30 protein-coding genes are annotated in these 24,043 nt (G+C 62.3%); 13 read left to right on the forward strand and 17 right to left on the reverse strand.

The window, feature by feature from the left end:
- Positions 1–121 precede the first annotated feature (121 nt).
- Positions 122–430: a DUF1244 domain-containing protein gene (locus AC0NIE_RS07225; protein ID WP_192360898.1), complete on the reverse strand. Its 309-nt coding sequence runs from the start codon at positions 428–430 to the stop codon at positions 122–124.
- A gap of 10 nt (positions 431–440) precedes the next feature.
- Positions 441–1,238 carry an N-formylglutamate amidohydrolase gene (locus AC0NIE_RS07230; protein ID WP_473486984.1) on the reverse strand — a complete coding sequence of 266 codons (798 nt, stop codon included), beginning with the start codon at positions 1,236–1,238 and terminating at the stop codon, positions 441–443.
- Between the two features lie 287 nt (positions 1,239–1,525).
- Between AC0NIE_RS07230 and AC0NIE_RS07235 the strand changes: the two genes are divergently transcribed.
- The gene (locus tag AC0NIE_RS07235) at positions 1,526–1,972 is read left to right on the forward strand and encodes a DUF1036 domain-containing protein (protein ID WP_292187291.1); all 447 of its coding nucleotides are present in this window, start codon (positions 1,526–1,528) and stop codon (positions 1,970–1,972) included.
- Positions 1,969–3,405 (forward strand): pyruvate kinase, encoded by a 1,437-nt coding sequence (gene pyk, locus AC0NIE_RS07240; RefSeq protein WP_473486983.1) that lies wholly within the window; start codon positions 1,969–1,971, stop codon positions 3,403–3,405. The genes AC0NIE_RS07235 and pyk overlap by 4 nt, the downstream gene beginning before the upstream one ends.
- A gap of 238 nt (positions 3,406–3,643) precedes the next feature.
- On the opposite strand, the gene AC0NIE_RS07245 is transcribed toward pyk, so the two are convergent.
- The 11 genes from AC0NIE_RS07245 to AC0NIE_RS07295 form a co-directional block, all read right to left on the reverse strand.
- Entirely contained in the window at positions 3,644–4,711 is a 1,068-nt protein-coding gene (locus AC0NIE_RS07245) for an alpha/beta fold hydrolase (protein ID WP_473486982.1), read from the reverse strand.
- Between the two features lie 88 nt (positions 4,712–4,799).
- A complete protein-coding gene (locus AC0NIE_RS07250) occupies positions 4,800–5,384 on the reverse strand; it encodes a tetratricopeptide repeat protein (protein ID WP_473486981.1) in 585 nt (194 codons plus the stop codon).
- 217 nt (positions 5,385–5,601) lie between these two features.
- Positions 5,602–5,727 carry a type B 50S ribosomal protein L36 gene (gene ykgO, locus AC0NIE_RS07255; RefSeq protein WP_006327841.1) on the reverse strand — a complete coding sequence of 42 codons (126 nt, stop codon included), beginning with the start codon at positions 5,725–5,727 and terminating at the stop codon, positions 5,602–5,604.
- Positions 5,728–5,999: 272 nt separating this feature from the next.
- Positions 6,000–7,076: a 5-(carboxyamino)imidazole ribonucleotide synthase gene (locus AC0NIE_RS07260; RefSeq protein WP_473486980.1), complete on the reverse strand. Its 1,077-nt coding sequence runs from the start codon at positions 7,074–7,076 to the stop codon at positions 6,000–6,002.
- Positions 7,073–7,570, reverse strand: coding sequence for a 5-(carboxyamino)imidazole ribonucleotide mutase (gene purE, locus AC0NIE_RS07265; protein WP_473486979.1), 498 nt, complete (start codon positions 7,568–7,570; stop codon positions 7,073–7,075). Before purE ends, AC0NIE_RS07260 begins: the two co-directional genes overlap by 4 nt.
- Positions 7,571–7,673: 103 nt before the next feature.
- A complete protein-coding gene (locus AC0NIE_RS07270; RefSeq protein ID WP_473486978.1) occupies positions 7,674–8,879 on the reverse strand; it encodes an aminotransferase class V-fold PLP-dependent enzyme in 1,206 nt (401 codons plus the stop codon).
- Between the two features lie 24 nt (positions 8,880–8,903).
- Positions 8,904–9,365, reverse strand: a complete 462-nt coding sequence (locus tag AC0NIE_RS07275) for a RidA family protein (RefSeq protein WP_473486977.1) — start codon at positions 9,363–9,365, stop codon at positions 8,904–8,906.
- A 36-nt stretch (positions 9,366–9,401) separates the two neighbouring features.
- Entirely contained in the window at positions 9,402–10,196 is a 795-nt protein-coding gene (locus AC0NIE_RS07280) for an amino acid ABC transporter ATP-binding protein (RefSeq protein ID WP_473486976.1), read from the reverse strand.
- A gap of 4 nt (positions 10,197–10,200) precedes the next feature.
- The gene (locus AC0NIE_RS07285; protein ID WP_473486975.1) at positions 10,201–10,851 is read right to left on the reverse strand and encodes an amino acid ABC transporter permease; all 651 of its coding nucleotides are present in this window, start codon (positions 10,849–10,851) and stop codon (positions 10,201–10,203) included.
- A gap of 1 nt (position 10,852) precedes the next feature.
- Positions 10,853–11,518 (reverse strand): amino acid ABC transporter permease, encoded by a 666-nt coding sequence (locus tag AC0NIE_RS07290; RefSeq protein WP_473486974.1) that lies wholly within the window; start codon positions 11,516–11,518, stop codon positions 10,853–10,855.
- A 70-nt stretch (positions 11,519–11,588) separates the two neighbouring features.
- Entirely contained in the window at positions 11,589–12,470 is an 882-nt protein-coding gene (locus tag AC0NIE_RS07295) for a transporter substrate-binding domain-containing protein (RefSeq protein WP_473486973.1), read from the reverse strand.
- A gap of 121 nt (positions 12,471–12,591) precedes the next feature.
- Between AC0NIE_RS07295 and AC0NIE_RS07300 the strand changes: the two genes are divergently transcribed.
- Positions 12,592–13,395 carry an IclR family transcriptional regulator gene (locus AC0NIE_RS07300; RefSeq protein ID WP_473486972.1) on the forward strand — a complete coding sequence of 268 codons (804 nt, stop codon included), beginning with the start codon at positions 12,592–12,594 and terminating at the stop codon, positions 13,393–13,395.
- Positions 13,396–13,428: 33 nt separating this feature from the next.
- On the opposite strand, the gene AC0NIE_RS07305 is transcribed toward AC0NIE_RS07300, so the two are convergent.
- On the reverse strand, positions 13,429–13,632 hold the full coding sequence (locus AC0NIE_RS07305; protein ID WP_077380473.1) for a YdcH family protein: 204 nt from the start codon (positions 13,630–13,632) through the stop codon (positions 13,429–13,431).
- Between the two features lie 240 nt (positions 13,633–13,872).
- On the opposite strand from AC0NIE_RS07305, the gene AC0NIE_RS07310 reads away from it, so the two are divergent.
- From AC0NIE_RS07310 to AC0NIE_RS07330, 5 genes are all read left to right on the forward strand, one after another.
- Positions 13,873–14,052, forward strand: a complete 180-nt coding sequence (locus AC0NIE_RS07310) for a YdcH family protein (RefSeq protein WP_095495322.1) — start codon at positions 13,873–13,875, stop codon at positions 14,050–14,052.
- 417 nt (positions 14,053–14,469) lie between these two features.
- Complete coding sequence (gene ispG, locus AC0NIE_RS07315) at positions 14,470–15,723, forward strand: flavodoxin-dependent (E)-4-hydroxy-3-methylbut-2-enyl-diphosphate synthase (RefSeq protein ID WP_473486971.1); 1,254 nt, start codon at positions 14,470–14,472, stop codon at positions 15,721–15,723.
- A gap of 4 nt (positions 15,724–15,727) precedes the next feature.
- Positions 15,728–16,600: a lytic transglycosylase domain-containing protein gene (locus AC0NIE_RS07320; RefSeq protein ID WP_473486970.1), complete on the forward strand. Its 873-nt coding sequence runs from the start codon at positions 15,728–15,730 to the stop codon at positions 16,598–16,600.
- 88 nt (positions 16,601–16,688) lie between these two features.
- Entirely contained in the window at positions 16,689–17,426 is a 738-nt protein-coding gene (locus AC0NIE_RS07325) for a class I SAM-dependent methyltransferase (protein WP_473486969.1), read from the forward strand.
- A gap of 273 nt (positions 17,427–17,699) precedes the next feature.
- The gene (locus tag AC0NIE_RS07330; protein WP_473486968.1) at positions 17,700–18,608 is read left to right on the forward strand and encodes a LysR family transcriptional regulator; all 909 of its coding nucleotides are present in this window, start codon (positions 17,700–17,702) and stop codon (positions 18,606–18,608) included.
- 27 nt (positions 18,609–18,635) lie between these two features.
- Here the strand turns inward: AC0NIE_RS07330 and AC0NIE_RS07335 are convergent, their stop codons facing one another.
- Complete coding sequence (locus tag AC0NIE_RS07335) at positions 18,636–19,553, reverse strand: polyprenyl synthetase family protein (RefSeq protein WP_473486967.1); 918 nt, start codon at positions 19,551–19,553, stop codon at positions 18,636–18,638.
- Positions 19,554–19,632: 79 nt separating this feature from the next.
- Between AC0NIE_RS07335 and AC0NIE_RS07340 the strand changes: the two genes are divergently transcribed.
- The 3 genes from AC0NIE_RS07340 (at position 19,633) to AC0NIE_RS07350 (ending at position 21,368) form a co-directional block, all read left to right on the forward strand.
- Entirely contained in the window at positions 19,633–20,403 is a 771-nt protein-coding gene (locus AC0NIE_RS07340) for a biosynthetic peptidoglycan transglycosylase (RefSeq protein WP_473486966.1), read from the forward strand.
- 137 nt (positions 20,404–20,540) lie between these two features.
- Positions 20,541–20,723, forward strand: a complete 183-nt coding sequence (gene rpmF / locus AC0NIE_RS07345) for a 50S ribosomal protein L32 (protein ID WP_029348751.1) — start codon at positions 20,541–20,543, stop codon at positions 20,721–20,723.
- Positions 20,724–20,966: 243 nt separating this feature from the next.
- Entirely contained in the window at positions 20,967–21,368 is a 402-nt protein-coding gene (locus tag AC0NIE_RS07350; protein ID WP_095495317.1) for a hypothetical protein, read from the forward strand.
- A gap of 133 nt (positions 21,369–21,501) precedes the next feature.
- On the opposite strand, the gene AC0NIE_RS07355 is transcribed toward AC0NIE_RS07350, so the two are convergent.
- Together AC0NIE_RS07355 and AC0NIE_RS07360 are read right to left on the reverse strand one after the other, a co-directional pair.
- Complete coding sequence (locus AC0NIE_RS07355; RefSeq protein WP_095495316.1) at positions 21,502–21,732, reverse strand: hypothetical protein; 231 nt, start codon at positions 21,730–21,732, stop codon at positions 21,502–21,504.
- An 80-nt stretch (positions 21,733–21,812) separates the two neighbouring features.
- Positions 21,813–22,340, reverse strand: a complete 528-nt coding sequence (locus tag AC0NIE_RS07360; protein ID WP_473486965.1) for a winged helix-turn-helix transcriptional regulator — start codon at positions 22,338–22,340, stop codon at positions 21,813–21,815.
- 99 nt (positions 22,341–22,439) lie between these two features.
- On the opposite strand from AC0NIE_RS07360, the gene AC0NIE_RS07365 reads away from it, so the two are divergent.
- Positions 22,440–23,276 (forward strand): alpha/beta fold hydrolase, encoded by an 837-nt coding sequence (locus AC0NIE_RS07365; RefSeq protein ID WP_473486964.1) that lies wholly within the window; start codon positions 22,440–22,442, stop codon positions 23,274–23,276.
- A 107-nt stretch (positions 23,277–23,383) separates the two neighbouring features.
- Positions 23,384–24,040: a glutathione S-transferase family protein gene (locus AC0NIE_RS07370; RefSeq protein WP_473486963.1), complete on the forward strand. Its 657-nt coding sequence runs from the start codon at positions 23,384–23,386 to the stop codon at positions 24,038–24,040.
- Positions 24,041–24,043: the final 3 nt, after the last annotated feature.

Here is a 24,043-nt window from a genome sequence, read left to right on the forward strand (position 1 = left end):
GAAGTGCTTGGGCCAAGCGGCTCGCTTGAATCCGAGGTTGATGAGAGCCGATCGGGACAGGGTTTTTTGTTCGACCATGATCTTGTCCGAAAACCGGATTCCACTTTTCGGGATCGTGGTCTTAATGATCCCTGGGGCGTCTTGCCTCGAACTCCGCCTTCTTGGCATCGGAGGCCTCGGTCTGGTTGAGCGCCTGCCATTCGGCATAAGGCATGCCATAGATGATCTCGCGCGACTGGTCCTTGCTGAGATCGACGCCCTCGGCCTCCGCGGCGTCGCGATACCAGTTGGAGAGGCAGTTGCGGCAGAAGCCGGCGAGGTTCATCAGGTCGATGTTCTGCACGTCCGTGCGTTCGCGCAGATGCGCAACCAGCCGGCGGAAGGCGGCGGCTTCGAAATCGCGTTTTTGCTCGTCGCTGAGTTCGGTCATCGAAACCTCCTTACAACGGCCCGGTGCGCGAGCCGAATCGTTTGACCTGATGTATATCGGGACGGTGGTTGATCGCGTCAACGACCGGCGCCAGCCGTTCGGCCCAGGCGACCGCATCCTGCCGATCGGCGATCAGGTCCTGACGGATTTCGATCAGCGCATGGGCAAAGCCGTTGACGATGGCATGCCTGAACATGGTGTCGCCGCGCAATGCGCCGTCATAGGGCTCGTTGTCGCCAACGATAAGGCTTTTGTCCTCGGCGATCATGTCGATCAGCGGTCGCGCCACCCGGTCGTCGCGATCCCACAAGACACCAACATGCCAAGGGCGCACGAATCCCTGCATGAAAGGGGTGAAAGAATGTATCGACAGGATGAAGGGGGCGCTTGCGGAAGCCTGCGCCACCGAGGCGATCATGGCGCCGACGGCATCGTGATAGGGCCGATAGAAGCGGTCAAGCCGCCTTTCACGTTCTTTCAAGGCAAGTGGATAATTTCCCGAAATGACGGTACCGTCATAGAGCTGGCGGATCAGCGTCGGATCGTCTTCGCCGCGATTGGGATCGATCAGAAGCCGCGAAAAATTGGCGAGTACTGCCGGCACGCCGAGCAAAGCCGCCAATTCGCGCGTCGCCGTCTCGACACCGATGTCGTAGGCGATATGGCGGTCGAATTCCGCCGCCGGCAAGCCGAGGCTGCCATACTCTTCCGGCAGGTCGCGACGGGCGTGATCGGCCAAAAGCACCATGCCTCGCTTGCGGTCGCCTTCGACGACGTCGAAAGGCGCGAAAACTGTGGATCGGGTCATCGGCGGGAAATGGTCTGTTCGCTGGCTTCCAGGGAGGATGGTATCGTCTTTCCACGAAGGGGACGATTACGCAATGCCGTCGTTTGGCCACGGTTTCTGCGGAAATCTGGCAGAAGGCGACAGACCGTGCGCCGAAGCCTTTCTAAATCGATTGGAATTGGGCAAAAGGGCGCGTTGACATGCGCCCGGACTTTTCCGAAAAGGGGCATTGAGAGATGCAAATGTGGTTCTTGAGGGATTTCAGGATGGGTTCCGCCGGCAGGCCGCGCGTGCGCTATGCCTTCGCCATGCCGCTCCTGACCCTTGCTGTGGGCCTCGCCGCGATGCTTGCTGCCTCGCCGGCGCGCGCCGATTTCCGTGTCTGCAACGCCACGCAGAACCTGGTGGGCGTCGGCATCGGCTATCGCGCCAAGGCAGGCTGGATCACCGAAGGCTGGTGGCACATCGAAGGATCGAGCTGCAAGACGTTGATCGAAGGGCCGCTGTCATCAAGATTTTACTATCTTTATGCAGAAGACGCCGAGCGCGGCGGGCGCTGGGATGGCCCGATCAACATGTGCGTGGCTGAAAAAGAGTTCAAGATCGCCGGCGTTAGCGATTGCGTCGCCCGGGGCTTCCAGCGCGCCGGATTCCAGGAATATGACACGGGCGAGCAGGCAAGCTGGATGGTCCAGCTGACCGATGACCCCGCAACGGGGGGCGTTCCAGCCGCCCCGGGAACAAACAGTCAATGAGACGCAGCCGCAAGGTCAAGATACTCGCCACCATCGGGCCGGCCTCCTCCTCCGAGGACATGCTGAAGAAGCTCTTCGAAGCCGGCGCCGACGTGTTTCGCATCAATATGAGCCACACCGATCATGAATTGATGCACACACTTGTTGGTCGCATCCGCGCTGTCGAGAAAGCAGTCGGCCGGCCGATCGGTATTCTCGCCGACTTGCAGGGGCCTAAGCTGCGCGTTGGCAAATTCGCCAGCGGCAAGGAGGCGCTGACACTCGGCCAGACTTTCACGCTCGACGACAATCCCGAGCCCGGCAATTCGACCAGGGTCTATTTGCCCCACCCCGAAATCCTGAGATCGGTCGAGGCCGGTGACCGCCTTTTGATCGACGACGGCAAGCTCGAGCTGAAGGCGGTGAAGAGCGACGGCAAGGCGATCGTCTGCACCGTCGTCGCCGGCACCAGCATCTCCGACAAGAAGGGCGTCAGCCTGCCCGACACCGACCTGCCGGTCGGCGCGCTGACCGAAAAGGACCGCAGGGATCTCGATGCGGTGCTGGCCACCGGCGTCGACTGGGTGGCGCTCTCGTTTGTCCAGCGGCCGGAGGATCTGGCGGAAGCGCGCAAGATCGCGCGCGGCCGGGCGCTCATCATGGCCAAGATCGAAAAGCCGCAGGCCGTCGCCCGGCTGGCCGAGATCATCGAACTTTCGGACGCACTGATGGTTGCCCGCGGCGATCTCGGCGTCGAAATGCCGCTCGAAGCCGTGCCCGGTATCCAGAAGCAGATCACCCGCGCCGCGCGCCGCGCCGGCAAGCCGGTGGTGATCGCCACGCAGATGCTGGAATCGATGATCACCGCGCCGGTGCCGACCCGCGCCGAGGTGTCGGACGTTTCGATCGCCGTGTTCGAAGGCGCCGACGCCATCATGCTCTCGGCGGAGTCCGCGGCCGGCGCCTACCCGGTCGAGGCGGTGGCGATGATGAACCGCATCGCCAGCAAGGTCGAAACCGACCCGACCTACGCCGGCATCATCAACGCGCAGCGTTCGGAGCCGGAAGCGACCGGCGCCGACGCCATCTCGCTTGCCGCCCGCGAAATTGCCGAGACGCTGAAACTGTCGGCGATCATCAGCTATACGGCGTCCGGCACGACCGGCCTGCGCGCCGCGCGCGAGCGGCCGCAGGTTCCGATCGTCGCACTGTCGCCGATCGTCAACACGGCGCGGCGGCTGTCGCTTTTGTGGGGCACGCATTGCGTCGTCTCGCCCGACGCCATCGACCTCGACGACATGGTCGACCGCGCCTGCCGCATCGCTTTGGACGAGGGGTTCGGCAAGCCGGGCGACCGGGTCATCATCACCGCCGGCGTGCCGCTGAGGACGCCGGGCTCCACCAACATGCTGCGCATCGCCTATGTCGGGTCGGAGGTGCAGGCCCGCCGCTAGGCCGCTGACACTGGGCGGATTCGCGGCAGCGAGAGGTCCTGTTCTCCGTGTCGCGACCATTGGAGCCACATGAGCAAAGACCATGCGGGCGTCTAGGCCCGCACGACGAGGGTCATCGAAGTCCAGCCCGAAGACCCCCTACGCGGCCTTCACGGATCCGACCGCGCTCGTCGCCTGGCTGCCGCCGGCAGAGATGACGGGCGTCATCCACGAATTTTGACGCGCTTCGGCGAGGACTCTAAATCGGCGCGAGTTCGGCTTCCGGCGCTTTGATGTCGGCGCATTTGCCGGCGCCGTTAGTGTCGTTGGCGACCCTGACCTCCACGGCCTTCGCCATTGCCTGAAGGTCCACCTCCTTGCCGGCGACCTTTTCGATCGCGCCGACGACGAGATTGGGCGCGATCCAGTCCGGCTTGTGGCCGAGATTGTGGACCCAGACCAGCTCGGCGCCGGCAATGTCGCGGACGAGGCCGACCGAATGGATCGTTGCATAGACCACCTTGTCGCGGTCGCCCGAGATGACCACAGTCGGCGCCTTGATATCGCGGTAGTGCGGCGCGGCATCGAGCGTGTAGCGATAGAGCCCGGCGACATCGGTGGCGTTGGCACGAAAGGCGTTCGGCCGAAGCACCAGCGGGATCGAGACCTCGGCGACATAGCCGTCCGGCACCTTGTTGGGGGCAAAGACGCAGGCGGTGGCGGTATTCATCTGCAGCGCTCCCGACGGATAGGCCAGCGTTTCGGAAAACAGCCGGCCGACGATCGGAATGGTCGTCAAATTGTAGTACCAGGCGGTCGCGCCGCCCGGCCAGGGATGGGTGGCGGGCGCCACGAACACTAGGCCGAGCGTCTTGTCGGGATGCTCGCGGCCGAAGGCGGTGGTCACCGAGCCGCCGAAGGAATGGCCGGCGATAATGGCTTTCCCGATGCCGAGATGGTCCATCAGAGCTGCGATGGTGCTGGCCTGTGCCGATGGGGTCTCGTTGTTTCCGGGGCCGCGCCCCGACCAGCCTGCACCCGGGCGGTCCAAGAACAGCATCTCGGCACGGCCTTCCAGCAAGGGCCTCAGCGGCAGCATCTGATCTCTGAGATTGGCGCTGGCGCCGTGGATGAAGACGATCGGCGGCAGTTCGGCGTTTTTCCGCGCCGGAACGTGAACGTAGTGGATGCGGGCACCGTTTATATCCGCGAAGTCGCCGATCGGCGGATTGCGGCGCTCGATCAGCCATGAACCGGCGAGGGTGACACCTGCAAGGGTGAACACAAGCGCCATGAGGAAGACGAGCGCGGCGAAGATCAGGTTCATGGGGAGAGATACGGACCCGGAGCGAAATTAGTTCACAGTCTAGCTAAAGCGACTTTCACTCAAGTGGAATTGTCCGCCAACCGGGAAATCAAATTCCTTCGCCGGCAAGTTCTTCCGAAAGCGTGCCGACTTGATCCTGGGCGCTGCGCATCATCGGATAGATGCCGAGCACGCGCTGCCAGGCTTCCAGCGCCGACTGCTTGTGGCCGGTTACGGCCATGATCTGCGCCAGGCCGGACAGTGCGCCAAAATGGCGCGGCTCGAGCTGCAACGTGCGGTCGATGTCAGACATCGATTTTCCAAAGTTATTCATCATGAAATGTACGGTGGCGCGCCGGTTCCAGCCCTCCGCATAGGCCGGTTGCAAGGTCACCACTTGATCGAGAAAATCGAGTGCCACGTCGAATTTCTTGTCTTCGATCGCCTTTTGCGACCATTGCATCATCAGGTCGATCGAGGCGCTGCCGGATTGCGACCACTCGTGCGAGATGCGCGCGGCGATGCGCTCAGCGGCCTTTTCATTGCGCTGGCGCTTCAGGTCGACGAACAGCTGGTCGAGCCTTGCCTCCCTAGTCGTGGCAACCGGAGGGGCGACCGCATCGTCCGCTTGGGTTGGAAGCGAGGCGGAACCGAAAAGAAAAAGCGCCGCGAAGAATGCAAAAAGAATCCGCATGGCCGAGAATCTAACCCCGGACAGCAGATCGTCAAACTGAATTTAGCGTGAAAGGGCCGGCAGGCCGGTATTAGAGCGCCACGCGTCCTTTTGGACGCGTAAAGGACGCTCTAACATTCTGAATTCCTCGCATCGTACTTTCCGAAAATCGATTCCGATTTTGGGTCGATGCGGTACATCATGCAGGCGCGGAGGCAGGCGCCTCCACGCGAAAGACTCAACCCTGACGCGCCTTGTAGCGCGGAGCGGTCTTGTTGATGATGTACACGCGGCCCTTGCGGCGAACCAGCTGGTTGTCGCGGTGACGCGCCTTGAGCGCCTTGAGCGAATTCTTGATCTTCATGGTCTTGCCCGTCGGTCTGGGCCCGCTTGGGCCGAATTATTAAGGCGCGCTCGGAAAGCGCGCCTCTCAACTTGTGCGTGGCTCATAAACGAGGAGCCTTGTCCGTGTCAACCGCAAGCGTGCTTCATAGATGAAGCCAGCGTGGCGGAGTTTGTCATAAACGAGGAGCCTTGTCCGTGTCAACCGCAAGCGTGCTTCATAGATGAAGCCAGCGTGGCGGAGTTTGGTTTCCTGCTCGACCGACGGCGTTAGAGCGGTGCCGTCCTATAGCCTCAACGGTGACGGCTCATTCGCGTAAAATGGCCCATCTTGCGGCCGGGGCGCGCTTCGGCCTTGCCGTAGAGATGCAGCATCAGATCGGGCTCGGCGAGCAGGGCTGGAACACGCAGGATATCGTCGCCGATCAGGTTTTCCATGACACAGTCGAAATGGCGGCCGGGATTTCCCAAGGGCAGGCCGGCGACGGCGCGAATGTGCTGCTCGAACTGCGAGACGATGCAGGCGGCCTCAGTCCAGTGGCCGGAATTGTGGACGCGCGGCGCGATCTCATTGGCCAGCAGCGCGCCGTCGGCAAGGACAAAGAACTCGATACCGATGACGCCGACATAATCGAGCGCCGCAAGTGTCTTTGCCGCCGCCGCCTGCGCTGCAGCGGCGGTTTCGGACTCTATCCTGGCCGGCAGGGTCGAGCTGTGCAGGATGCCGTTGCGGTGGACGTTTTCTGCCGGATCGTAGGCGGCGAGCGAACCGTCCATGCCGCGCGCCGCGATCACCGAAATCTCGCGTTCGAAGGCGACGAAGGATTCGAGGATCAGCGGCACGTTGCCCATCGCCTCGCAGGTGCCGGCAAAGCCGCCTGTTTCCATGTTGCGGAAGACGCGCTGACCCTTGCCGTCATAGCCCATGCGCCGCGTCTTCAATATGCCGCTGCCGTCGAACTTTTTCAGCGCCGCCGTCAATTCGTCGTCATTGTCGACGGGACAAAAATCCGCAGTGGGAACGCCGATGCCGTTGAGGAATTTCTTCTCCGCCACCCGGTCCTGCGCCACTTCCAGCGCGCGCGCCGGCGGATAGACCGGGACCGTGACGGCAAGCGCGCTGGCAGCCATGACCGGCACGTTCTCGAACTCGTAGGTGACGACGGCGCTGACTGCAGCCAGTTCGGCGAGCGCAGCCGTGTCGTCGTAGGCGGCGGTGATCTGCCGGTTTGCGACCTGTGCCGCCGGGCAATCCGGCTGCGGTTCCAGCACGACTATGCGGTAGCCGAGGCGGGCCGCGGCCATGGCCAGCATGCGGCCGAGCTGGCCGCCGCCGACGATGCCGATGGTCGATCCCGCGGGCAGGCTCATGGCGTGTCCGTGGGCTCGGCAGCGACCCTGGCGGTCTGGGCGGCGCGCCAGGCATCGAGCCGGGCAGCGAGCTTTTCGTCGGTCAGCGCCAGCACCGCCGCGGCCAGAAGGGCGGCATTGGTGGCGCCCGCCTTGCCGATGGCCAGCGTGCCGACCGGAATGCCGGCCGGCATCTGCACGATGGAGAGCAGCGAGTCCTGTCCGGAAAGCGCCTTCGATTCTACCGGCACGCCAAAAACCGGGAGCGGCGTCATCGCCGCCGTCATGCCGGGCAGGTGCGCCGCACCGCCGGCGCCGGCGATGATCACCCGAAAACCGGCGGCCTTGGCGCCCTTGGCAAAATCATAGAGCCGGTCGGGAGTGCGATGAGCCGAGACGATCAGCCGCTTGTGCGGAATGCCCAGTGCCTCCAGCGTTTCGGCGGCGTGGCGCATCGTCGCCCAGTCGGACTGGCTGCCCATGATGACGGCGACTTCGGCGCGGTGATCGTCCAAGCTTCTGCTCCCGGCGGCAAAGGCGCGCATTAGCGGAATTCGGGATCGACGGCAAGGATGTGGTGCCTCTGCGCAGCATTCGGGCGCGAGGCACCATCATTACCTAATCCGGCCAGCGCAAGGCGCCGGCGCTATCCTTGCGGGCGGACTTCATCGCATCCGCCGGACGCTCGGCCGTGCTCAACACGGCCCGCAGGCGTTCGGCGACGATCTCCGCCTCGCCAGGATGAAGATTGCATGGGTCGAGGAAGAAGTGACCGCGCTCGACCTCGTGATTGCGGACGATAATAGGGGGCGAACCGGCCGCCAGCGCTGAGGCAAGGCCGGCGGCGGTGAACCTGCTTTCGGGCGTAACAAACACCTGCAGGCGGTCGAGTGGATTGCCGGTCGGATCGGGAATGACATGCGCAGCGATACCGGGCAGCCCTTGCAATGCGTCTCTCCACAGATGCAGAGCGGCTTCTTCCCGCTTGCGGATGCCGGCATGGTCGCGCCGCTCCCAGGCCTCCAGCGCGGCCACGGTGCCGGCGATGCTTTCCTTGCCGACCTTCATAGCCCGCGCAACGCCGCGATTCTGCAGATAGGCGGCCCGCACCAGATCCTTGCACCCCGTCACGATGCCGCTTGTCGGTCCGCTGAGGAATTTGTGCCCACTATAGACGACGATGTCGGCGCCGCGTGCGAGAAAGCCGCGCAGATCGTATTCGGAGGCGGCATCGACAATCACCGGGACACCCCTGGCGTGGCAGATTTCGCAGAATTCCTCGAGCGAGAGCATGCCGTATTGCACCGTATGATGCGCAACGACATAGAGGCCTGCCGCGGTGCGGTCGCGGATCGCCTCGCGCACATGATAATCCTGCGTCACGCTGACCGTACCGGCCGGTACGGTCCTGGCCCCGGCCAGCCGGATCGACTGGTCGATCGGCGCGCCGTAGTTGACGATATGGCCGAGTTGGACGATGACCTCCGACTTGAGGCCCTCGGTGTCGTCCGGCAGCCGCTCGATCGCCAGAAGGTTGGTGCCGGTCATTGTGCCGGCAATCGCCATGGTGATGCCGCTGGCGCAGCAAGCCGTGACGAAACCGGCCTCGCCTCCTGTGAGGCGCGCGACGACCGTGCTTGCGGCGCGTTGCAGGTCGTCCATCTCCACCCACTGCGAAGCGATTTCCGACATCGCGGCGATCGCTTCCGGGACGATGATCGAGGCGCCGAGCGCCGTCATCGTGCCGGAAACATTGACGATCGGGCGAAGGCCGAGCCGTTCGCGGATTGTCGTGTTGGAGCCGTTTGCGGAATAGGTTTTCATCTCTAGAGATCCCATTGGTAGATGTCAGGCAGCGATCTCGACGACCGCCTCGATTTCGACCGTAATGTTTCCCGGCAAGGAACCGACACCGATCGCCGAGCGGGCGTGCCCGCCGATGTTATCAAAGACAGCGGCGAAAAGATCGGAACAGCCATTCACCACCTGCGGATGGTCGCTGAAGGTCGGGATGGCGTTGACAAAGCCAAGCAGCTTGACGACGCGCACGATACGGCCGAGGTCGCCTGCCGCGGCGTGCATGACGGCGAGCAGGTTCAGGCCGGTGAGACGGGCATGCTTATAGGCCTCTTCAACCGTGACGTCCTCGCCCACCTTGCCGGTGCAAAGCGTGCCATCGGCGCGCAGCGGCCCTTGGCCGGAGAGGAAGATCAGCCGCCCGCTTTCGGCGTGGGTGACGAAATTGGCGATCGGCGTCGGCGGCTCGGGCAGCGTCAGGCCCAATTCGGCGAGCCGGATGTAAGGCGTCATGAAAAGGCTCCTTGCGACAGCTTTCGCCGCCCGGTGTCAGAAATGCGAGGCACGAAACCGCGCCAGGAAGCTGCGAAGACGCTCATTGTCGATCTCGGTGCCCAGAATGTCGGCAGGCGGGCCCGCGGCGCTGACACCGCCATCCGCCATGAAGACGATGCGGCTCGACGCGTCGCGCGCAAAGGCCATCTCGTGCGTGACCATCACCATCGTCATGCCGTCCTCGGCCAGGCTGCGCACGACCTCGAGCACCTCGCCGACGAGTTCCGGGTCGAGCGCGGACGTTATCTCGTCGAGCAGCAGGATTTTCGGCTCCATCGCCACCGCCCGGGCGATGCCGACGCGCTGCTGCTGGCCACCGGAAAGCTCGGCGGGCAGGCTGTCGGCCTTGTGGGCAAGTCCGACCCGGCCCAGCCAGTGCTCGGCAATGGCACGGGCCTCGGCGCTGCTCTTGCCGCGCACCTTACGCAGGCCAAGCATGATGTTGCCGGCCGCCGTCAGATGCGGAAACAGGTTGAAACTCTGGAACACCATTCCGGTTTCGGCGCGCATCTTCGCCAGGTCGCGCTCGCTGCGGCGCTGGCGTGTTCCCGTGTCGCGGAAGCCGACCTCCTTGCCGTCGATGCGGATGGAGCCGCTGTCGTAGCTCTCCAGGAAGTTGACGCAGCGCAGCAGCGTGGTCTTGCCGCTGCCGGAAGGTCCGATGACAGTCACCACTTCACCGCATGTCACCTGCAGGCTGACGGAGCGCAGGACCTCGACGGATCCAAAGGATTTGGAAACGTCGGAGATGTCGAGAAGCGCCGGATTGGCGGGCGGGGAGATGGACATCTTGCTATTCCCGGATGAAGGAGAAACGCCGCTCCAACCGTCGGCTGGCCAGGGAGAGGGCGTAATTGACGACGAAGTAGATGACCGCACCGAGGATGTAGAGCGGCATCGCTTCGTAGGTGCGGCCGATGACCTGGTTGATGGCGTGCATCAGGTCGGTGATGCCGAGCAGCGAGACCAGCGCGCTGCCCTTCACCGCATCGGTGACGCCATTGATCCAAGGCGGCAGGAAGCGCCTGAACGCTTGCGGGAAGATGACGTAGGCCAGTCGCCGGCGAAAGGTCAGCCCGATCGCCATCGCCGCTTCGGACTGCCCCTTCGGTATGGAACCGACTGCACCGCGCAGATACTCGATGACCTGTGCCGTCTTGAACAGGGTGAGCGCCAGCACGGCTGCCCAGAAGGATTCCAGATGGATGCCGACGGCAGGCAGGCCGTAATAGACGAAGAAGATGAGCACCAGGATCGGAATGCCGCGAATGGTGTCGCTGAAAATGCGCACTGGCCAGCGCAGCGGAGCCGGGCCATAGACAAGGCCGACGCCCATCATCACACCGGCGATGAGCGACAATACCACGACCAGCAGCGACACCCACAGTGTCACGGCAAAACCTTGGGCCAGGAAGGGCAAGGCATAGGCGATCTGGCCAAGCATCCTAGTGCGCCGCGCTGAACCGGCGCTCGACAAGCCGAAGCGCATAAAGAAGCGCGTAGCCCGTCAAGAGGTACATCGCCGTCACCAAAAGGTAGACCTCGACGATCCGGAAGGTGTTGAAGTTGATCCACTGGGCGCCGTAGGTGAGCTCGGGCACCGAAATGACCGAAGCAACGGACGTGTCCTTGAAGAGCGATAGGAACGTGTTGGAAAGCGCGGGCAGCGTTATGCGCAGCATCGTCGGCAGGCGCACATGGAGCAGCCTTTGCCATGGCGTCAGGCCAATCGCCTTGCCGGCGTCGAGCTGCCCGCGCGGAACCGCTTCGAGCCCCGAGCGGAACACCTCGACGAGATACGCGCCGCTATAGAGCGACAGCGTGGCAATGAATGAGGTCTGCGCGCTGTAGGCGATGTCGACCACCGTCGGCAGGCCGTAGAAGACGAGATAGACAAGCAGGATCAGCGGTACGTTGCGGATGAATTCGACATAGGCGGCGATGGCGGTCCGGACCAGCCGCCCGGCCGATACGTACCAGACCGCCAGAAGCAGCCCGATGACGATGCCGATCGCGATGGAGATCACGGCCAGCTCGAGGCTGAGCAGCAGCCCGCCCCAGAGCTTGTCGAAATGCCGCCAGATCAGGTTGAAGTTTAGGGTATAGCCCATGTGTCCCTGTCATATCGAGGGCTGTCGACGAGAAGGAGGCGGAAGGGCGCGGCCCTTCCGCCGGCTTGCATCAGATGACCGGGAAGCCGGGATGGCGCGCCGGCGGCTCCTGTCCGAAATAGTCCTTGAATGCAGCGTCATAGAGCGCCGTCTCATGGCCGAACATGGCGGTGGTGAAGGTCGTGTTGACGAAGGTCAGCCAGTCGGGGTCGCCTTGCCGAAGTGCGGCGCCATAAAGCATCGAGAACCAGCTCTTGCCGGCATCGAAGTATTTGTCCGGATTACGTGAGGCGAGCCAGCGGACCGTGGACAGATCGACGGCGGCGGCGTCGACGCGCTTCGATTCCAGTGCCTGCAGCACGTTGGCCTGCGTGTCAATCTGCATCACCTGCGCCTCCGGCAGGACGATGTGCACATTTGCCTCGGCATCGACGTTTTGCAGGATGGAAATCCGTGTCGCCGAACCGCTGGCAGCCAGCTTGTCGAAGGTCTTGTTTTCGGCGTTCGGAAGGGTCAGCAAGGCGATGCCTTCGACGTAATAGGGCCGGGAGAAGTGGATCAGCTGCGAGCGCTGGGCGGTCATGGTCATGAACTGGATCGAGATGTCGACCTTGTTGGTGGTCACGTTCGGAATGCGCTGGGCCGGATCCTGCATGACGAATTCGACCTTGGTCGGATCGTCGAAAAGCCCCTTGGCAAGAATGTGCCCCATGGTGATGTCCATGCCAACCAGTTCGCCGGCATCGTTTTCGAAGTGCCATGGCGCGTTGGTGCTGCCGGTGCCGACGATCACTTTGCCGCGCTCGAGAATGGTGCGCAGCAGGCTGTCCGGTGCCGCTTGCGCCGCCGCCTTCTGAACATCGACCGTTGCTGCTGCGCCCACCGCTCCGGCCGTTGCAAGCCCGGCCATTCCCAGTTTCAGAAATTCACGTCTTTTGGATGTGTCGTTCACGGCGACCTCCTTTTCGTGTTGTTCCCCTTTGCCGATACATGCATCAGTGATCTGCTGGATTGTCTCTTACAAAAGACACATGTATCCTGTACAAGACAGATACTAACATCAGGAACAAGTAATGCAAGATGGCAATGCCTTGGCAGTTCGGCCGGACGCTGGTCCGGACGAAGACAGGATTTCGGGCTCTCGCGAGAAGGGTCTCAACCGGGTGCTCCATATCCTAGAGTTTCTTCACGCGAACCAGCGTGCGATCGGGATTGGTGATCTCGCCAAGGGAGTGAATGCGCCGCGCTCGACGATCTACACGCTCGTGCGCTCGCTCGTGGATGCGGGCCTGCTGGAAATGGCCGGCGACGGTAATCGGGTCTATTTCGGGAAGAAGCTTTATCTCTACGGAATGGACTATGTGCGCGGCAACGACCTGCTCAGGCGAGGGCGTCAGGAAGTTGACAACCTGTCGCGCGAGACAGGCGAGACCTCCGAATTGTGCATGTTGCAAAGCGGCCGCTACACGATTGTCCATTCCAGTCCAGGCACCAGGCCGTTCCGGATCAGTTCGGCCACAGGTCTGCAGATCCCGCTTCCCTGGACCGCTTCCGGGCGGTTGCTTCTCGCCGGTTTCGAAAGGGCGGTGATCGAAGACATGGTGTCCGAAGACGATCTCGTCCTGCCAGACGGCCGCAGATTGCTGCTGGACGACTTCATAGCCGATATCGCTACGGCTGGGGCTGCCGGCTACTGTGTAACCTCAGGTCTTGTCGACGCTTATACAAAGTGCCTTGCCGCGCCGGTCTTCTCAGCTGCCGGCAAGGTCGAGGCGACGATATGCCTGGTGGTTCCAATCGACACTTCCGAGGAGAAGACCGGCGATCTCATCGCCCTGCTGCGCGATCGCGCCGCGAGGCTTTCGATCACGGGATGAGCAGAATTTGTCGCGACCGCAAGTGGGATTCGCTCACGCGATGATGTCGGGGATGATCCGGTCTTCCAGCGCCATCAGCCGGTCTTTCAGGAAAAGTTTCTTCTTCTTCATGCGCTGGATCTGCAGAGGGTCGCAGTTCATGGCGATCATCGCGTTGATGGCCGCGTCGAAATCGGCGTGCTCCTGCTTCAGCCGAGAATATTCGAGGCGGATATCAGCCTGTTCCTGTTCGGACATTACCTACCGTCTGCACGTCTGCGGCGCCCAAAAATGGGCCTGATTGGGCGAGGCCGGAGGTATCTTGCACCGGCGCGCAGCCAATACCACATTTCGTATTGTCGTGGAATGCTACCACGCAGCATTCGACATCGATGCCCGATAGTGGCACACTGTCATTATGCCGTCACAGAAGCGAACTTGCGGTGGACGCGCCTTGGACGGCTGCAATCGAGGAAACCATGAAAGGGAGAACCAATCATGTCTCTTGCATCCCATCTTGATGAGCTGCAGCGGAAACACGGCGACATCGAACGCGAAATCGATGATGCGATGAACCATCCATCGGTCGACGACCTCGAAATCGTGAATCTCAAGCGGCGCAAGCTGGCACTCAAGGACGAGATTGAAAAACTGAAGGCGAAACCGACCAAGCACTGACGCTCTTTTACAGCGCCGGCGTCCTTTGGGCGCGCAAAGGACGCTGTAGCCCTTCTGATTTGGCGCATGATCCCAGCGAAAATCGATTCCGATTTTCGAAATCATGCGCGGGGATAGCTGCGCCGCTTTCGGCGCGACCTTTCCGGTGGCAGCCATGCCGTCGGAGCGTTCCCTTGTTTTGTTCCGGCGACGTGGACAGGAAAGATGGCTTGCCAGCCGTCTTCCTGTTATCGATTCGGCAGGTCTGCCTGCCTGTCGCCATTGACAAGCCATCTTTGCTCCTCCACCTCATGCCCGGACCTTCTACAGCGCCGCGCGTCCTTTCGGACCCGCAAACGACGCTGTATTTTGATTTTTGCGCATGATTGTTTCCGGAAACCGATTCCGGAATTCGGAGCTAACAAAGGGCAGCCGGCCATGACCGGATATTTTTCCTCTCCCTTCCCGCGCCGCACCTCGGTCGGTGTCGATGTCGGCGGCGTGATGGTCGGCGGGGGTGCCCCTGTCGTCGTTCAGTCGATGACCAACACCGACACCGCCGATGTCGACCAGACAGTTGCTCAAGTTGCGGCGCTACATCGCGCCGGCTCCGAGATCGTGCGCATCACCGTAGACCGCGACAAGAGTGCTGCCGCCGTGCCCGCCATCCGCGAGCGGCTCGGACGGCTCGGCATCAACGTGCCGCTGGTCGGCGATTTCCACTATATCGGCCACAAGCTGCTTGCCGACCATCCGGCTTGCGCCGAGGCGCTGGCCAAATACCGCATCAATCCCGGCAATGTCGGCTTCAAGGACAAGAAGGACCGGCAGTTCGCGGCGATCGTCGAGATGGCGATCCGGTACGACAAGCCGGTGCGCATCGGCGTCAACTGGGGGTCGCTCGACCAGGAGCTTCTGACCCGGCTGATGGACGACAACCAGCGGCAGGGCTTTCCGCTGACCGCGCAGGAAGTGACGCGCGAGGCGATCGTGCAGTCGGCGATCCTATCGGCCGAAATGGCCGAGGAGATCGGCCTTGGCCGCGAGAAGATCATCCTGTCGGCCAAGGTCAGCGGCGTGCAGGATCTGATCGCGGTCTACACCGAGCTTGCCACCCGCTCCAACCACGCGCTGCATCTCGGCCTCACCGAGGCCGGCATGGGTTCGAAAGGCATCGTCGCCTCGTCCGCGGCGATGGGCATCCTGCTCCAGCAAGGCATTGGCGACACGATCCGCATCTCGCTGACACCGGAGCCGAACGGCGACCGCACGCGCGAGGTGCAGGTGTCGCAAGAACTCCTGCAGACCATGGGGTTCCGGCAGTTCGTGCCGATCGTCGCCGCCTGCCCCGGCTGTGGCCGCACGACCTCTACCGTGTTCCAGGAACTCGCCCAGAATATCCAGGCGGATCTGCGCAAGAACATGCCGGTGTGGCGTGAAAAATACCCCGGCGTCGAGAACCTCAAGGTCGCGGTGATGGGTTGCATCGTCAACGGTCCGGGTGAATCCAAGCATGCCGATATCGGCATTTCGCTGCCCGGCACCGGCGAGACGCCGACGGCGCCGGTGTTCGTCGACGGCAGCAAGGCGGCGACGCTGCGCGGCCCTTCGATTGCCGCCGACTTCGAAAAAATGGTCGCCGATTATATCGAGCAGCGGTTTGGGCAACCTGGCAAGGCTGCGGCGGAGTAGGTCGATGCGGCGCTTCCGCTGGGCGACGCCGATTTTGCTTGGTGGATTGGTTTTGCTTGGTGGGCTGGGCTGGGCGACAGCCGCCCACGCCGATCCGCCGCGCCCCGCCAAGCAGCGGCTGCTCGACCGTGTTTGCAACTTGATCGAGGCCCAGGCGGATCAAAACGGCCTGCCCAAGGATTTCTTTGCCCGGCTGATCTGGAAGGAAAGCCGCTTCGATCCCAATGCGGTCAGTCCGGTCGGCGCCGAAGGCATAGCCCAGTTCATGCCGGGCACCGCCAAGATACGCGGTCTCGCCAATTCCTTCGATATCGAGCAGGCCATCCCCGCCTCGGCAAAATATCTCGCCGAAATGAAAACCGGCTTCGGCAATCTGGGCCTGGCGGCCGCCGCCTACAATGCCGGTGAAAGCCGGGTATCGCGCTGGCTGAGTTCCGGTGGCTTCCTGCCGATGGAGACCGAAAACTACGTTCTGGATATCATGGGCGAGCCGGCCGACAGGTTCACCGACACCGCCTATGCCGGCACCATCCAGCCGCTCGACAAGAAAGCGAGCTTCGCGGTCGCCTGCCGCAAGCTGCCGGTCATCAAGTCCCAAACCGTGGCCATGGCGTCGATCAACATCAAGCCGTGGGGCGTGCAGGTCGCCGGCAATTTCCGCCGCGCCGCCGCGCTCAATCAATGGACTGGTGTGAAGCGCCGGTTTCCGGCTTTGCTTGGCGGGCATAATCCGGTGGTCAGCCGGGTGCGCTCGCCGATCGGCAGGCGCGGCATCTATGCGGTCCGGATCGGCGCCGACTCCAAAGCCAAGGCCGACAACATCTGCCAGAAACTGCAAAGCGTCGGCGGTGCATGCATTGTCGTGCGGAATCGGTAGGGTTACCGACTGATTGGCCGCCAACCGCCGAAGCTGTGCTTTCATTTCACAAATTCTGCTGATCCATGGCTCGAGCTATAGGCCCACGATGATCGACCGTCTCTACAGCGATCCCGATCTCGTCCAGTTCTACGATATCGAGAACGAAGTCGGCGTGGACTTCTACTATTGCGTCGGCTTTGCCAAGCATGCGGGCTGCGTTCTCGACCTCGGCTGCGGCACCGGACAATTGGCCGCCGCGCTCGCCGACCGGCGCAGGGTGACCGGCGTCGATCCGGCGCCGGCGATGCTCGATATCGCCCGCCGCAGAGCCGGCGGGCAGAGGGTCGACTGGGTCGAGGCCGATGCGCGAAACGTCCGGCTCGGACGACGCTTCGATCTGGTGCTTTTGACCGGGCACGCCTTCCAGGTGTTCCTCACGCCAGAAGATCGAAAGGCGGTGCTTCGCACGATCGCTGCTCATCTGGCTCCCGATGGGCGCTTCATCTTCGATACGCGAAATCCAGCCACGGAGGAATGGCTCGAGTGGACGCCGGAACGGTCGCAACGGGAACTGAGTCATCCCGGATTGGGCACGGTAAGAGCGTGGAACGATTGCCGCCACGATCCCGCTAGCGGTGTCGTCACTTACTCCACCCATTACGAAATTCCCGACAGCGGACGGGTGCTCAGCGCCGAATCGAAAATCGCCTTCCCGACAAAGGAAAGCCTTGCGCAGATGCTGGACCAGACCGGGCTGGTCGTCGAAGAATGGCTCGGCAATTGGCGTGGCGAGCCATACGCTCCGACATCGCCCGAAATCATTCCGATCGGCCGGCTGCGCTAGCCCGGACGTTGCTCCTTGAGCGGTTCCTCATCTTTTGCCGTGACCGAATGAGCACGCGGACAATCCGAAGGCATAACCGGCCAATTGCGGCGCTGCGCTGGCGACGTGCCCACCGATGCAGTTCGTGAGCATCGCGCAGGTTTGGCTGTTCTGAACGCATCGCACTTCCTCGCCAGTATTTTTGAATGCTGAGGAGGAAATCATATTATGTAGTGCGTGCGCCGATAATCGGTGATAAATTCCATTTACCTGTGACGAAATGGAATAGATGACATGGACCGGCAAGAAACGATGGGTGTGTTCCTGTCGGTTGTCGAGGAAGGCGACTTCTCGGCGGCGGCGCGCCGGCTGCGGATGACCCCCTCGGCCGTCAGCAAAATCGTAGGTCGCCTGGAATCCCGCCTTGGCGTGCGCTTGCTGCAGCGCTCGACGCGGCGCATCAGCTTGACGGCGGAAGGCAGCACCTACGCCGACAGTGGCCGCCGTATCCTGAGCGACATCAAAGAGGCTGAAATCGCGATTCAACCCGGCGCAGAACCGCGCGGCCGGCTGCGCGTCAGTCTTCCGAGCGCCTTCGGCCATCGTTTGATCGTGCCGTTGTTGCCGGCTTTCATCGATCGCTACCCGGCCATTGAGCTCGAGCTGATGTTTACAGATGCGATCATTGACCTGTTGGCTGAGGAGACGGATGTCGCCGTGCGTGTTGCCGCCCAGAACGATTCCAGGCTGGTGATGCGGCGGCTGGCGCCCAATCACCGTGTCATTTGCGCGTCAGCTCGGTATCTCGAAAAACACGGCACACCGATGACGCCAGGCGACCTTCAACATCATACATGTCTCGGCATCACATCACGCGGCGGCCTCAACATCTGGGAATTCGACGGCCCGGACGGTCCGCAAAGCATGCGTATCCGCAGCCCGATAGAGGCCAACAGCACCGAAGCCCTGCGCCGGCTGGCGCTCGCCGGTGTCGGCATCATCCGCATGTCGGAGATATTGGTCGGGCCGGACATCAGGGCAGGCAGGCTGACCGCATTGCTCACCGGATACAATCATCATGACGGACCGCCAATCTGCGCTGTGTATCCGCCTGGTCGAATTCTGTCGCCGCGTGTGCGCGTGTTCGTGGATTTTCTGGCCGAACAGTTCACCAACCCCCCTTGGCTACATGGCGCGCCGTAAGACGTCGGGAGTACAGTTGGAACAGCGTCAGCTGTTGCGGGCCGCCACGAATTTCGCTGCCTGCTTCAGAACCACGGCGTCTTCGCCATAGGGATGAAGCAAGGCGTGGGCCTGGTCGACGAGGCCTTGAAGTTGGTCCCGCGCCCAGTTCGCGCCGTGCAGTGCCACCAGCGTCGCCTTGCCGGCGGCGGCATCCTTGCCGGTCGCCTTGCCCATCTGGTGCGCATCCGCCGTCAGATCGAGCAGGTCGTCGGCAAGTTGAAAAGCAAGCCCGATCGCCGAGCCGAATTCCGCCAGTCTTTCACGGTCGGCCGCTGGCGCGCCGGCAAGGATTGCGCCCGCCTCGCAGGCGAAGCGGATCAACGCACCGGTCTTCATCGCCTGAAGCCGGATGATGCCGGCTTCGTCCGGCCTGATACGCTCGGCTTCAAGATCGAGCATCTGGCCGCCGACCATGCCGCCGGCTCCGGCGGCGCGGGCCAGCGCCAGCACCAGCGCCGCCCGTCGCTCGGCCGGCAGCATCGTCGCTTCGTCGGCAATGATGTCGAAGGCGAGCGCCAGCAAGGCGTCGCCGGCGAGGATGGCGGTCGCCTCGTCGAAGGCCTTGTGCACGGTCGGCTGGCCGCGGCGCAAATCGTCGTCGTCCATGGCCGGCAGATCGTCATGGATCAGCGAATAGCAATGCACGCATTCGAGCGCGGCCGCCACGCGCAGCGCCGCCTCGCCGTCGGCGGAAAACAGCGCGGCGCTTTCCATGACCAGGAAAGGGCGCAGGCGCTTGCCGCCGTTCAGCACGCCGTGGCGCATCGCCTCCATCAGACGCTGCGGCCGCGCGATCTCGCCTGAAAGCGGGCGGTCGCCGAGCAGCTGCCTGAGCAGCGCCTCGATCGGCCCTGTGCGTGCGACAAGCGCTGCCTCGAACGGTATTTGATCGTCTTTCGTCATGCCGGGGACGGGGTAGCCGACACTCAGACGTTGCGCAAGAAGCCAAGCGCCATTATGCCGGGGCAGGGAGCAGCATGGATTGAGCGGCTTGGCGGAACCGATCGTCGATCACGAAACCGAAGGGCTGGACATGGTGAGGCCGAAACGCGGCAACCGCATCGGTCTCAAACGTTGGCCCCGGCACTGGGTCCGGCGCGGTATCACCGTCGCCGTCGTGCTGGCGCTGATGCCGGTGGTGTTGACCTTTCTCTATCTGCCGCCGTTCGTGCATCCGGTATCGACACTGATGCTGAAGGATCTGGCGACGTTTTCCGGCTATGACCGGCGCTGGGTCTCGATCGACGATGTGGCGCCGGCGCTTGCGAATTCGGTCATCATGTCGGAGGACGGGCAGTTCTGTTTCCATCACGGCATCGACCTTGGCGAGTTGAGGGGCGTCGTCGACGATGCCTTGGCCGGGGAGATGACGCGCGGCGCATCCACCATTACCATGCAGACGGTGAAGAACCTTTATCTGTGGTCGCGGCCGCTGGGCTCGGTCCGGAAAGTCGTCGAGCTGCCGCTGGCCGTCCATGTCGACATGGTGATGTCGAAACGGCGCATCATGGAAATCTATCTCAATATCGCCGAATGGGGGCCGGGCATCTATGGCATTGAGGCCGCCGCCCAGCACCATTTCGGAGTTTCGGCAAAACGATTGTCGCGTCGCCAGGCGGCACTGCTTGCCGTCACCTTGCCGAACCCGATCGCACGCAACCCGGCGAAACCCGGACCGGGACTGAGACGGCTGGCCGCGCTGATCGAGCGGCGCGCGGGTCGGTCCGGCGCCTATGTCGGCTGTCTGCGATAGCTTAAAAAAATTCGCGACGGCGCTGGCCAAAACGGCGCAGGGCGTGTATAGGCACCCGACTTTCTCAGATTCCGGCCCTGACGCGGCCCTTTCACGAGGGCAGCCGGGGCATTTTGACCATGTAGTGGAGCATATCCATGGCCGTACCGAAACGAAAAACCTCTCCGTCGAAGCGCGGCATGCGCCGTTCGGCCGACGCCTTGAAGGCCCCGACCTATGTCGAGGACAAGAATTCCGGCGAGATGCGCCGCCCGCATCATATCGACATGAAGACCGGCATGTATCGCGGTCGCCAGGTTCTGGAACCGAAGGAAAGCTGAAACAGCTTTCGACGGGTTTGTGACTATCGAAGACCGGCCATTGCGCCGGTCTTTTTGCATTGTGCGCAGATGATCGCCCACCGGATCATCTTCAAACGCCCAGCAGCCATGCCGGATGGCAGCCGGGCCGGCTGGCACTGTTATTTCGCACGGTCTTTGTCCGTGTTCGCGGTCACGTACGAAATTTCTTGACGGCGAACGCCGAGTGCATACTAGAGAAGGCTGTCCAACCGGAGCCGCCTGATGTTCGGTGCCATCCCGCTGCTGATCGTGCCCTTCGTCCTCTATAATCTCGGGCTTCTGGGAATATTCGGCGGCGGCGACGATCCCTGGGCAAGCGAAATGTTCTCGATCCGCATGATGTCGGGCGGGGTGTTCTCGATGACGCTCGGCGATCTGATCGTGCTGATCGGGCTGATCCTCTTCTTCATCGAAATCGTGAAATCGACGCGCACGTCGAACGCTTCAGTCATGGACCACCTGTTGTCGACCTTCGTCTTTGTGGCGTTCCTGGTCGAGTTCCTGCTGGTGAAGGGTGCGGCGCACTCGGTCTTCTTCACGCTGATGGTCATCGCACTGGTCGACGTCCTGGCCGGTTTCTCGGTGTCGATGCGGGCGGCCACTCGTGACATAAATGTGAACTAGAGCCCCGGCCTTAGCCTGGATCGGCGGTGAAGCCAGCCGTCTTGATGCCCGCGGTGGCGGCTGCTTTGAATCAGCGCGTGATCTTTTCCGGAAACCGATTCCGGTTTCCAGCGTCATGCGCAAGGAACCAGCTCTATTTTTTCTTGGCGCGCGGCTTCTTTGCCGGAGCAGCCGGCGCATTGGCGAGATCTTCCGCTTCCTTGGCGAGGCGCAGCGCCCTCAGTTTATTGGTCTTTATCTGGCGGGCGTCGCTCTCGGCGACATATTCCGCCATCGCCTTCTGACGAACCGTGGCTGCCTCTTCCTGCTTCTTGAAACGCAAATCGGCCCGCGCGCGGGCAGTATCCTTAGAGTTCTCAACCAAGGGCTTTTTCCAATCCCGTAAATTATAGCTTTCAATCCCTTTAATAGCAGAGCCGGTCTGCGATGGGGAAAATAAGTTGGTCAGGCGTCAGGATCGCACCCGGCGCCCGGCGCCTTTTGGGCGACAACCGCCTCGTATCCAGCCTGCAAACTCGCACGCACGGTGGCATCCGGCGGCGTGTCGGAAGGCGTGCCCAGATGTTCATGGCGCAGTTCGTCCATGAACTTTTCCCACATCGGCGGGCCGCCCTTTTCCAGAAGCTCGGCGCGGATCGAGAGTTCCTCGCTGACCGGCAGCCAGACGCGACCCCAGGCCCCGAGATGCGCCAGGATCGGCACCAGCGTTATCGCCATTTCGGTCAGGCTGTAGATCGCCTTCTGCTTGTGGGTGGGATCGTCGGCCCTGGTCAGCATGCCGAGCTCCATCAGCCGCTTCAGCCGATCGGCGAGGATGTTGGAAGCGATGCGTTCCAGCGATCCGTTGAGCAGGTCGCGAAAGTGGCGTTTGCCGCCGAAAATCATGTCGCGAAGAATGATCAGGCTCCACCGGTCGCCAAACACTTCAAGCGACAGGTTGATCGGGCACCCAGACCGGCGATCGATGCTCATGCGATTCTCCAAGAGAAACCGGTTGCATTATCATATCAGTTTTATTATCGTGCAACTGATTGCAAAGTGCAATCAGTTTATAGAGAGGAGACTGCGATCATGATGAAGGCTGCGGAACCCGAAATCGCGTCGCAGACGTTTGGCGACCCCGCGCACCCATCGGTGCTGCTGATCATGGGCGCCATGGCTTCGATGCTCTGGTGGCCGGAGGCGTTCTGCCGGACACTGGCCGGCAAGGGCCTGTTCGTGATCCGCTATGACAATCGCGATACCGGCCGTTCGATCAAATATGCGCCGGGCGAGCCGCCGTACACATTCGACGACATGGCGGACGACGCCATCCGCGTTCTCGACGGCCATGGCGTCGCGAAAGCGCATGTGGTCGGCATGTCGATGGGCGGCATGATCGCGCAGCTTGTGGCGCTGAAACATCCATCGCGGGTCATCTCGCTTACGGCGATCAGCACTTCTCCTGTGGGAACCGACACGTCGCATCTGCCTGGGATGACCGAGGCCTATATGAAACATTCGGCCGAAGGCGCGAAGGTCGATTGGGCGGACCGCGACCAGGTGGTCGACTTTATCGTCAAGGACGCGCACGCGATCGCCGGCACCGCGCATCCCTTCGACGAGAAGCGGACGAGGGCGTTCGTCGAACAGGATTACGACCGATCCGGCGGCTTCTTGAGCGCGACAAATCATTTCATGCTTAAAGGCGGCGAAAACTGGAAGGGCCGCCTGCACGAATTGAAGGTTCCGCTCCTCGTTATCCACGGCACCGAGGATCCGATCTTTCCGGTCGAGCATGGCGCCGCTCTTGCCGAAGCAATTGCCGGCGCGAGGCTTGTCCGTATCGAAGGCGGTGGCCACGAACTCCATCCCGACGATTGGACCACGATCATCGATGCCATCGTTGCCCATAGCCAATCCAGGTAAGTAGCGGGCCGAACCTTGACACACCATCGGCAATAGTTAAGTAATCGCTTCAGTGTTGAGCTCTGTAAACCATGCAGCGGCGAACCATCAAGGGAACGAGCAAAACGATGTCCTTGACGATGCATCTCTATCCGCTGGCCTCCTTCTGCTGGAAGCCGCTGATCGCGCTCTATGAGAACGGCACGCCGTTCACGTCGGTCGTCGTCGATCTCGGCAATGAACAGTCGCGCGCGGCGTTCCTGAAATTGTCGCCGGCGGGCAAGATGCCGGTGCTGCGCGATGAAGCGCTGGACCGGACGGTGCCGGAATCGACGATCGTCATCGAATATCTCAACGCGTATTATCCCGGACCGGTCGAGCTGATCCCTGCCGATATCGATCTCGCCCGCCAGACCCGCCTCGCCGACCGCTTCTATGACTTTTACGTGCAGCACCCGATGCAGAAGATCGTCGGCGACCGCCTGCGGCCGGAAGGCAAGACCGATCCGTTCGGCGTCGAGGAGGCGCGCGCCCAGCTGCGCAGCGCCTACGCCATCATCGAACAGGACATGCAGTCGAGGACATGGGCGATGGGCGAGGCCTTCACGATGGCCGATTGCGCCGCCGCCCCGGCATTGTTCTACGCCAACAAGGTCGAGCCGTTCGGCGACAAATATCCGGCGGTGAGACGCTACCACGACCGCTTGCTGCAACGCCCGTCTGTCGCCCGCGTGATCGAGGAAGCGCAGCCCTATTTCAAGCTCTTCCCCTACAACAACGGCTAAGCC

The organism is Mesorhizobium sp. WSM4842, assembly GCF_055901575.1.

Excerpts from the sequence above, each read along its gene's own strand:
- AC0NIE_RS07225 (WP_192360898.1), bottom strand. The coding sequence starts at position 430 with ATGACCGAACTCAGCGACGAGCAAAAACGCGATTTCGAAGCCGCCGCC.
- AC0NIE_RS07230 (WP_473486984.1), bottom strand. The coding sequence starts at position 1,238 with ATGACCCGATCCACAGTTTTCGCGCCTTTCGACGTCGTCGAAGGCGAC.
- AC0NIE_RS07235 (WP_292187291.1), top strand. The coding sequence starts at position 1,526 with ATGCCGCTCCTGACCCTTGCTGTGGGCCTCGCCGCGATGCTTGCTGCC.
- pyk (WP_473486983.1), top strand. The coding sequence starts at position 1,969 with ATGAGACGCAGCCGCAAGGTCAAGATACTCGCCACCATCGGGCCGGCC.
- AC0NIE_RS07245 (WP_473486982.1), bottom strand. The coding sequence starts at position 4,711 with ATGAACCTGATCTTCGCCGCGCTCGTCTTCCTCATGGCGCTTGTGTTC.
- AC0NIE_RS07250 (WP_473486981.1), bottom strand. The coding sequence starts at position 5,384 with ATGCGGATTCTTTTTGCATTCTTCGCGGCGCTTTTTCTTTTCGGTTCC.
- ykgO (WP_006327841.1), bottom strand. The coding sequence starts at position 5,727 with ATGAAGATCAAGAATTCGCTCAAGGCGCTCAAGGCGCGTCACCGCGAC.
- AC0NIE_RS07260 (WP_473486980.1), bottom strand. The coding sequence starts at position 7,076 with ATGAGCCTGCCCGCGGGATCGACCATCGGCATCGTCGGCGGCGGCCAG.
- AC0NIE_RS07270 (WP_473486978.1), bottom strand. The coding sequence starts at position 8,879 with ATGAAAACCTATTCCGCAAACGGCTCCAACACGACAATCCGCGAACGG.
- AC0NIE_RS07275 (WP_473486977.1), bottom strand. The coding sequence starts at position 9,365 with ATGACGCCTTACATCCGGCTCGCCGAATTGGGCCTGACGCTGCCCGAG.
- AC0NIE_RS07280 (WP_473486976.1), bottom strand. The coding sequence starts at position 10,196 with ATGTCCATCTCCCCGCCCGCCAATCCGGCGCTTCTCGACATCTCCGAC.
- AC0NIE_RS07285 (WP_473486975.1), bottom strand. The coding sequence starts at position 10,851 with ATGCTTGGCCAGATCGCCTATGCCTTGCCCTTCCTGGCCCAAGGTTTT.
- AC0NIE_RS07290 (WP_473486974.1), bottom strand. The coding sequence starts at position 11,518 with ATGGGCTATACCCTAAACTTCAACCTGATCTGGCGGCATTTCGACAAG.
- AC0NIE_RS07300 (WP_473486972.1), top strand. The coding sequence starts at position 12,592 with ATGCAAGATGGCAATGCCTTGGCAGTTCGGCCGGACGCTGGTCCGGAC.
- AC0NIE_RS07305 (WP_077380473.1), bottom strand. The coding sequence starts at position 13,632 with ATGTCCGAACAGGAACAGGCTGATATCCGCCTCGAATATTCTCGGCTG.
- AC0NIE_RS07310 (WP_095495322.1), top strand. The coding sequence starts at position 13,873 with ATGTCTCTTGCATCCCATCTTGATGAGCTGCAGCGGAAACACGGCGAC.
- ispG (WP_473486971.1), top strand. The coding sequence starts at position 14,470 with ATGACCGGATATTTTTCCTCTCCCTTCCCGCGCCGCACCTCGGTCGGT.
- AC0NIE_RS07320 (WP_473486970.1), top strand. The coding sequence starts at position 15,728 with ATGCGGCGCTTCCGCTGGGCGACGCCGATTTTGCTTGGTGGATTGGTT.
- AC0NIE_RS07325 (WP_473486969.1), top strand. The coding sequence starts at position 16,689 with ATGATCGACCGTCTCTACAGCGATCCCGATCTCGTCCAGTTCTACGAT.
- AC0NIE_RS07330 (WP_473486968.1), top strand. The coding sequence starts at position 17,700 with ATGGACCGGCAAGAAACGATGGGTGTGTTCCTGTCGGTTGTCGAGGAA.
- AC0NIE_RS07335 (WP_473486967.1), bottom strand. The coding sequence starts at position 19,553 with ATGACGAAAGACGATCAAATACCGTTCGAGGCAGCGCTTGTCGCACGC.
- rpmF (WP_029348751.1), top strand. The coding sequence starts at position 20,541 with ATGGCCGTACCGAAACGAAAAACCTCTCCGTCGAAGCGCGGCATGCGC.
- AC0NIE_RS07350 (WP_095495317.1), top strand. The coding sequence starts at position 20,967 with ATGTTCGGTGCCATCCCGCTGCTGATCGTGCCCTTCGTCCTCTATAAT.
- AC0NIE_RS07360 (WP_473486965.1), bottom strand. The coding sequence starts at position 22,340 with ATGAGCATCGATCGCCGGTCTGGGTGCCCGATCAACCTGTCGCTTGAA.
- AC0NIE_RS07365 (WP_473486964.1), top strand. The coding sequence starts at position 22,440 with ATGATGAAGGCTGCGGAACCCGAAATCGCGTCGCAGACGTTTGGCGAC.
- AC0NIE_RS07370 (WP_473486963.1), top strand. The coding sequence starts at position 23,384 with ATGTCCTTGACGATGCATCTCTATCCGCTGGCCTCCTTCTGCTGGAAG.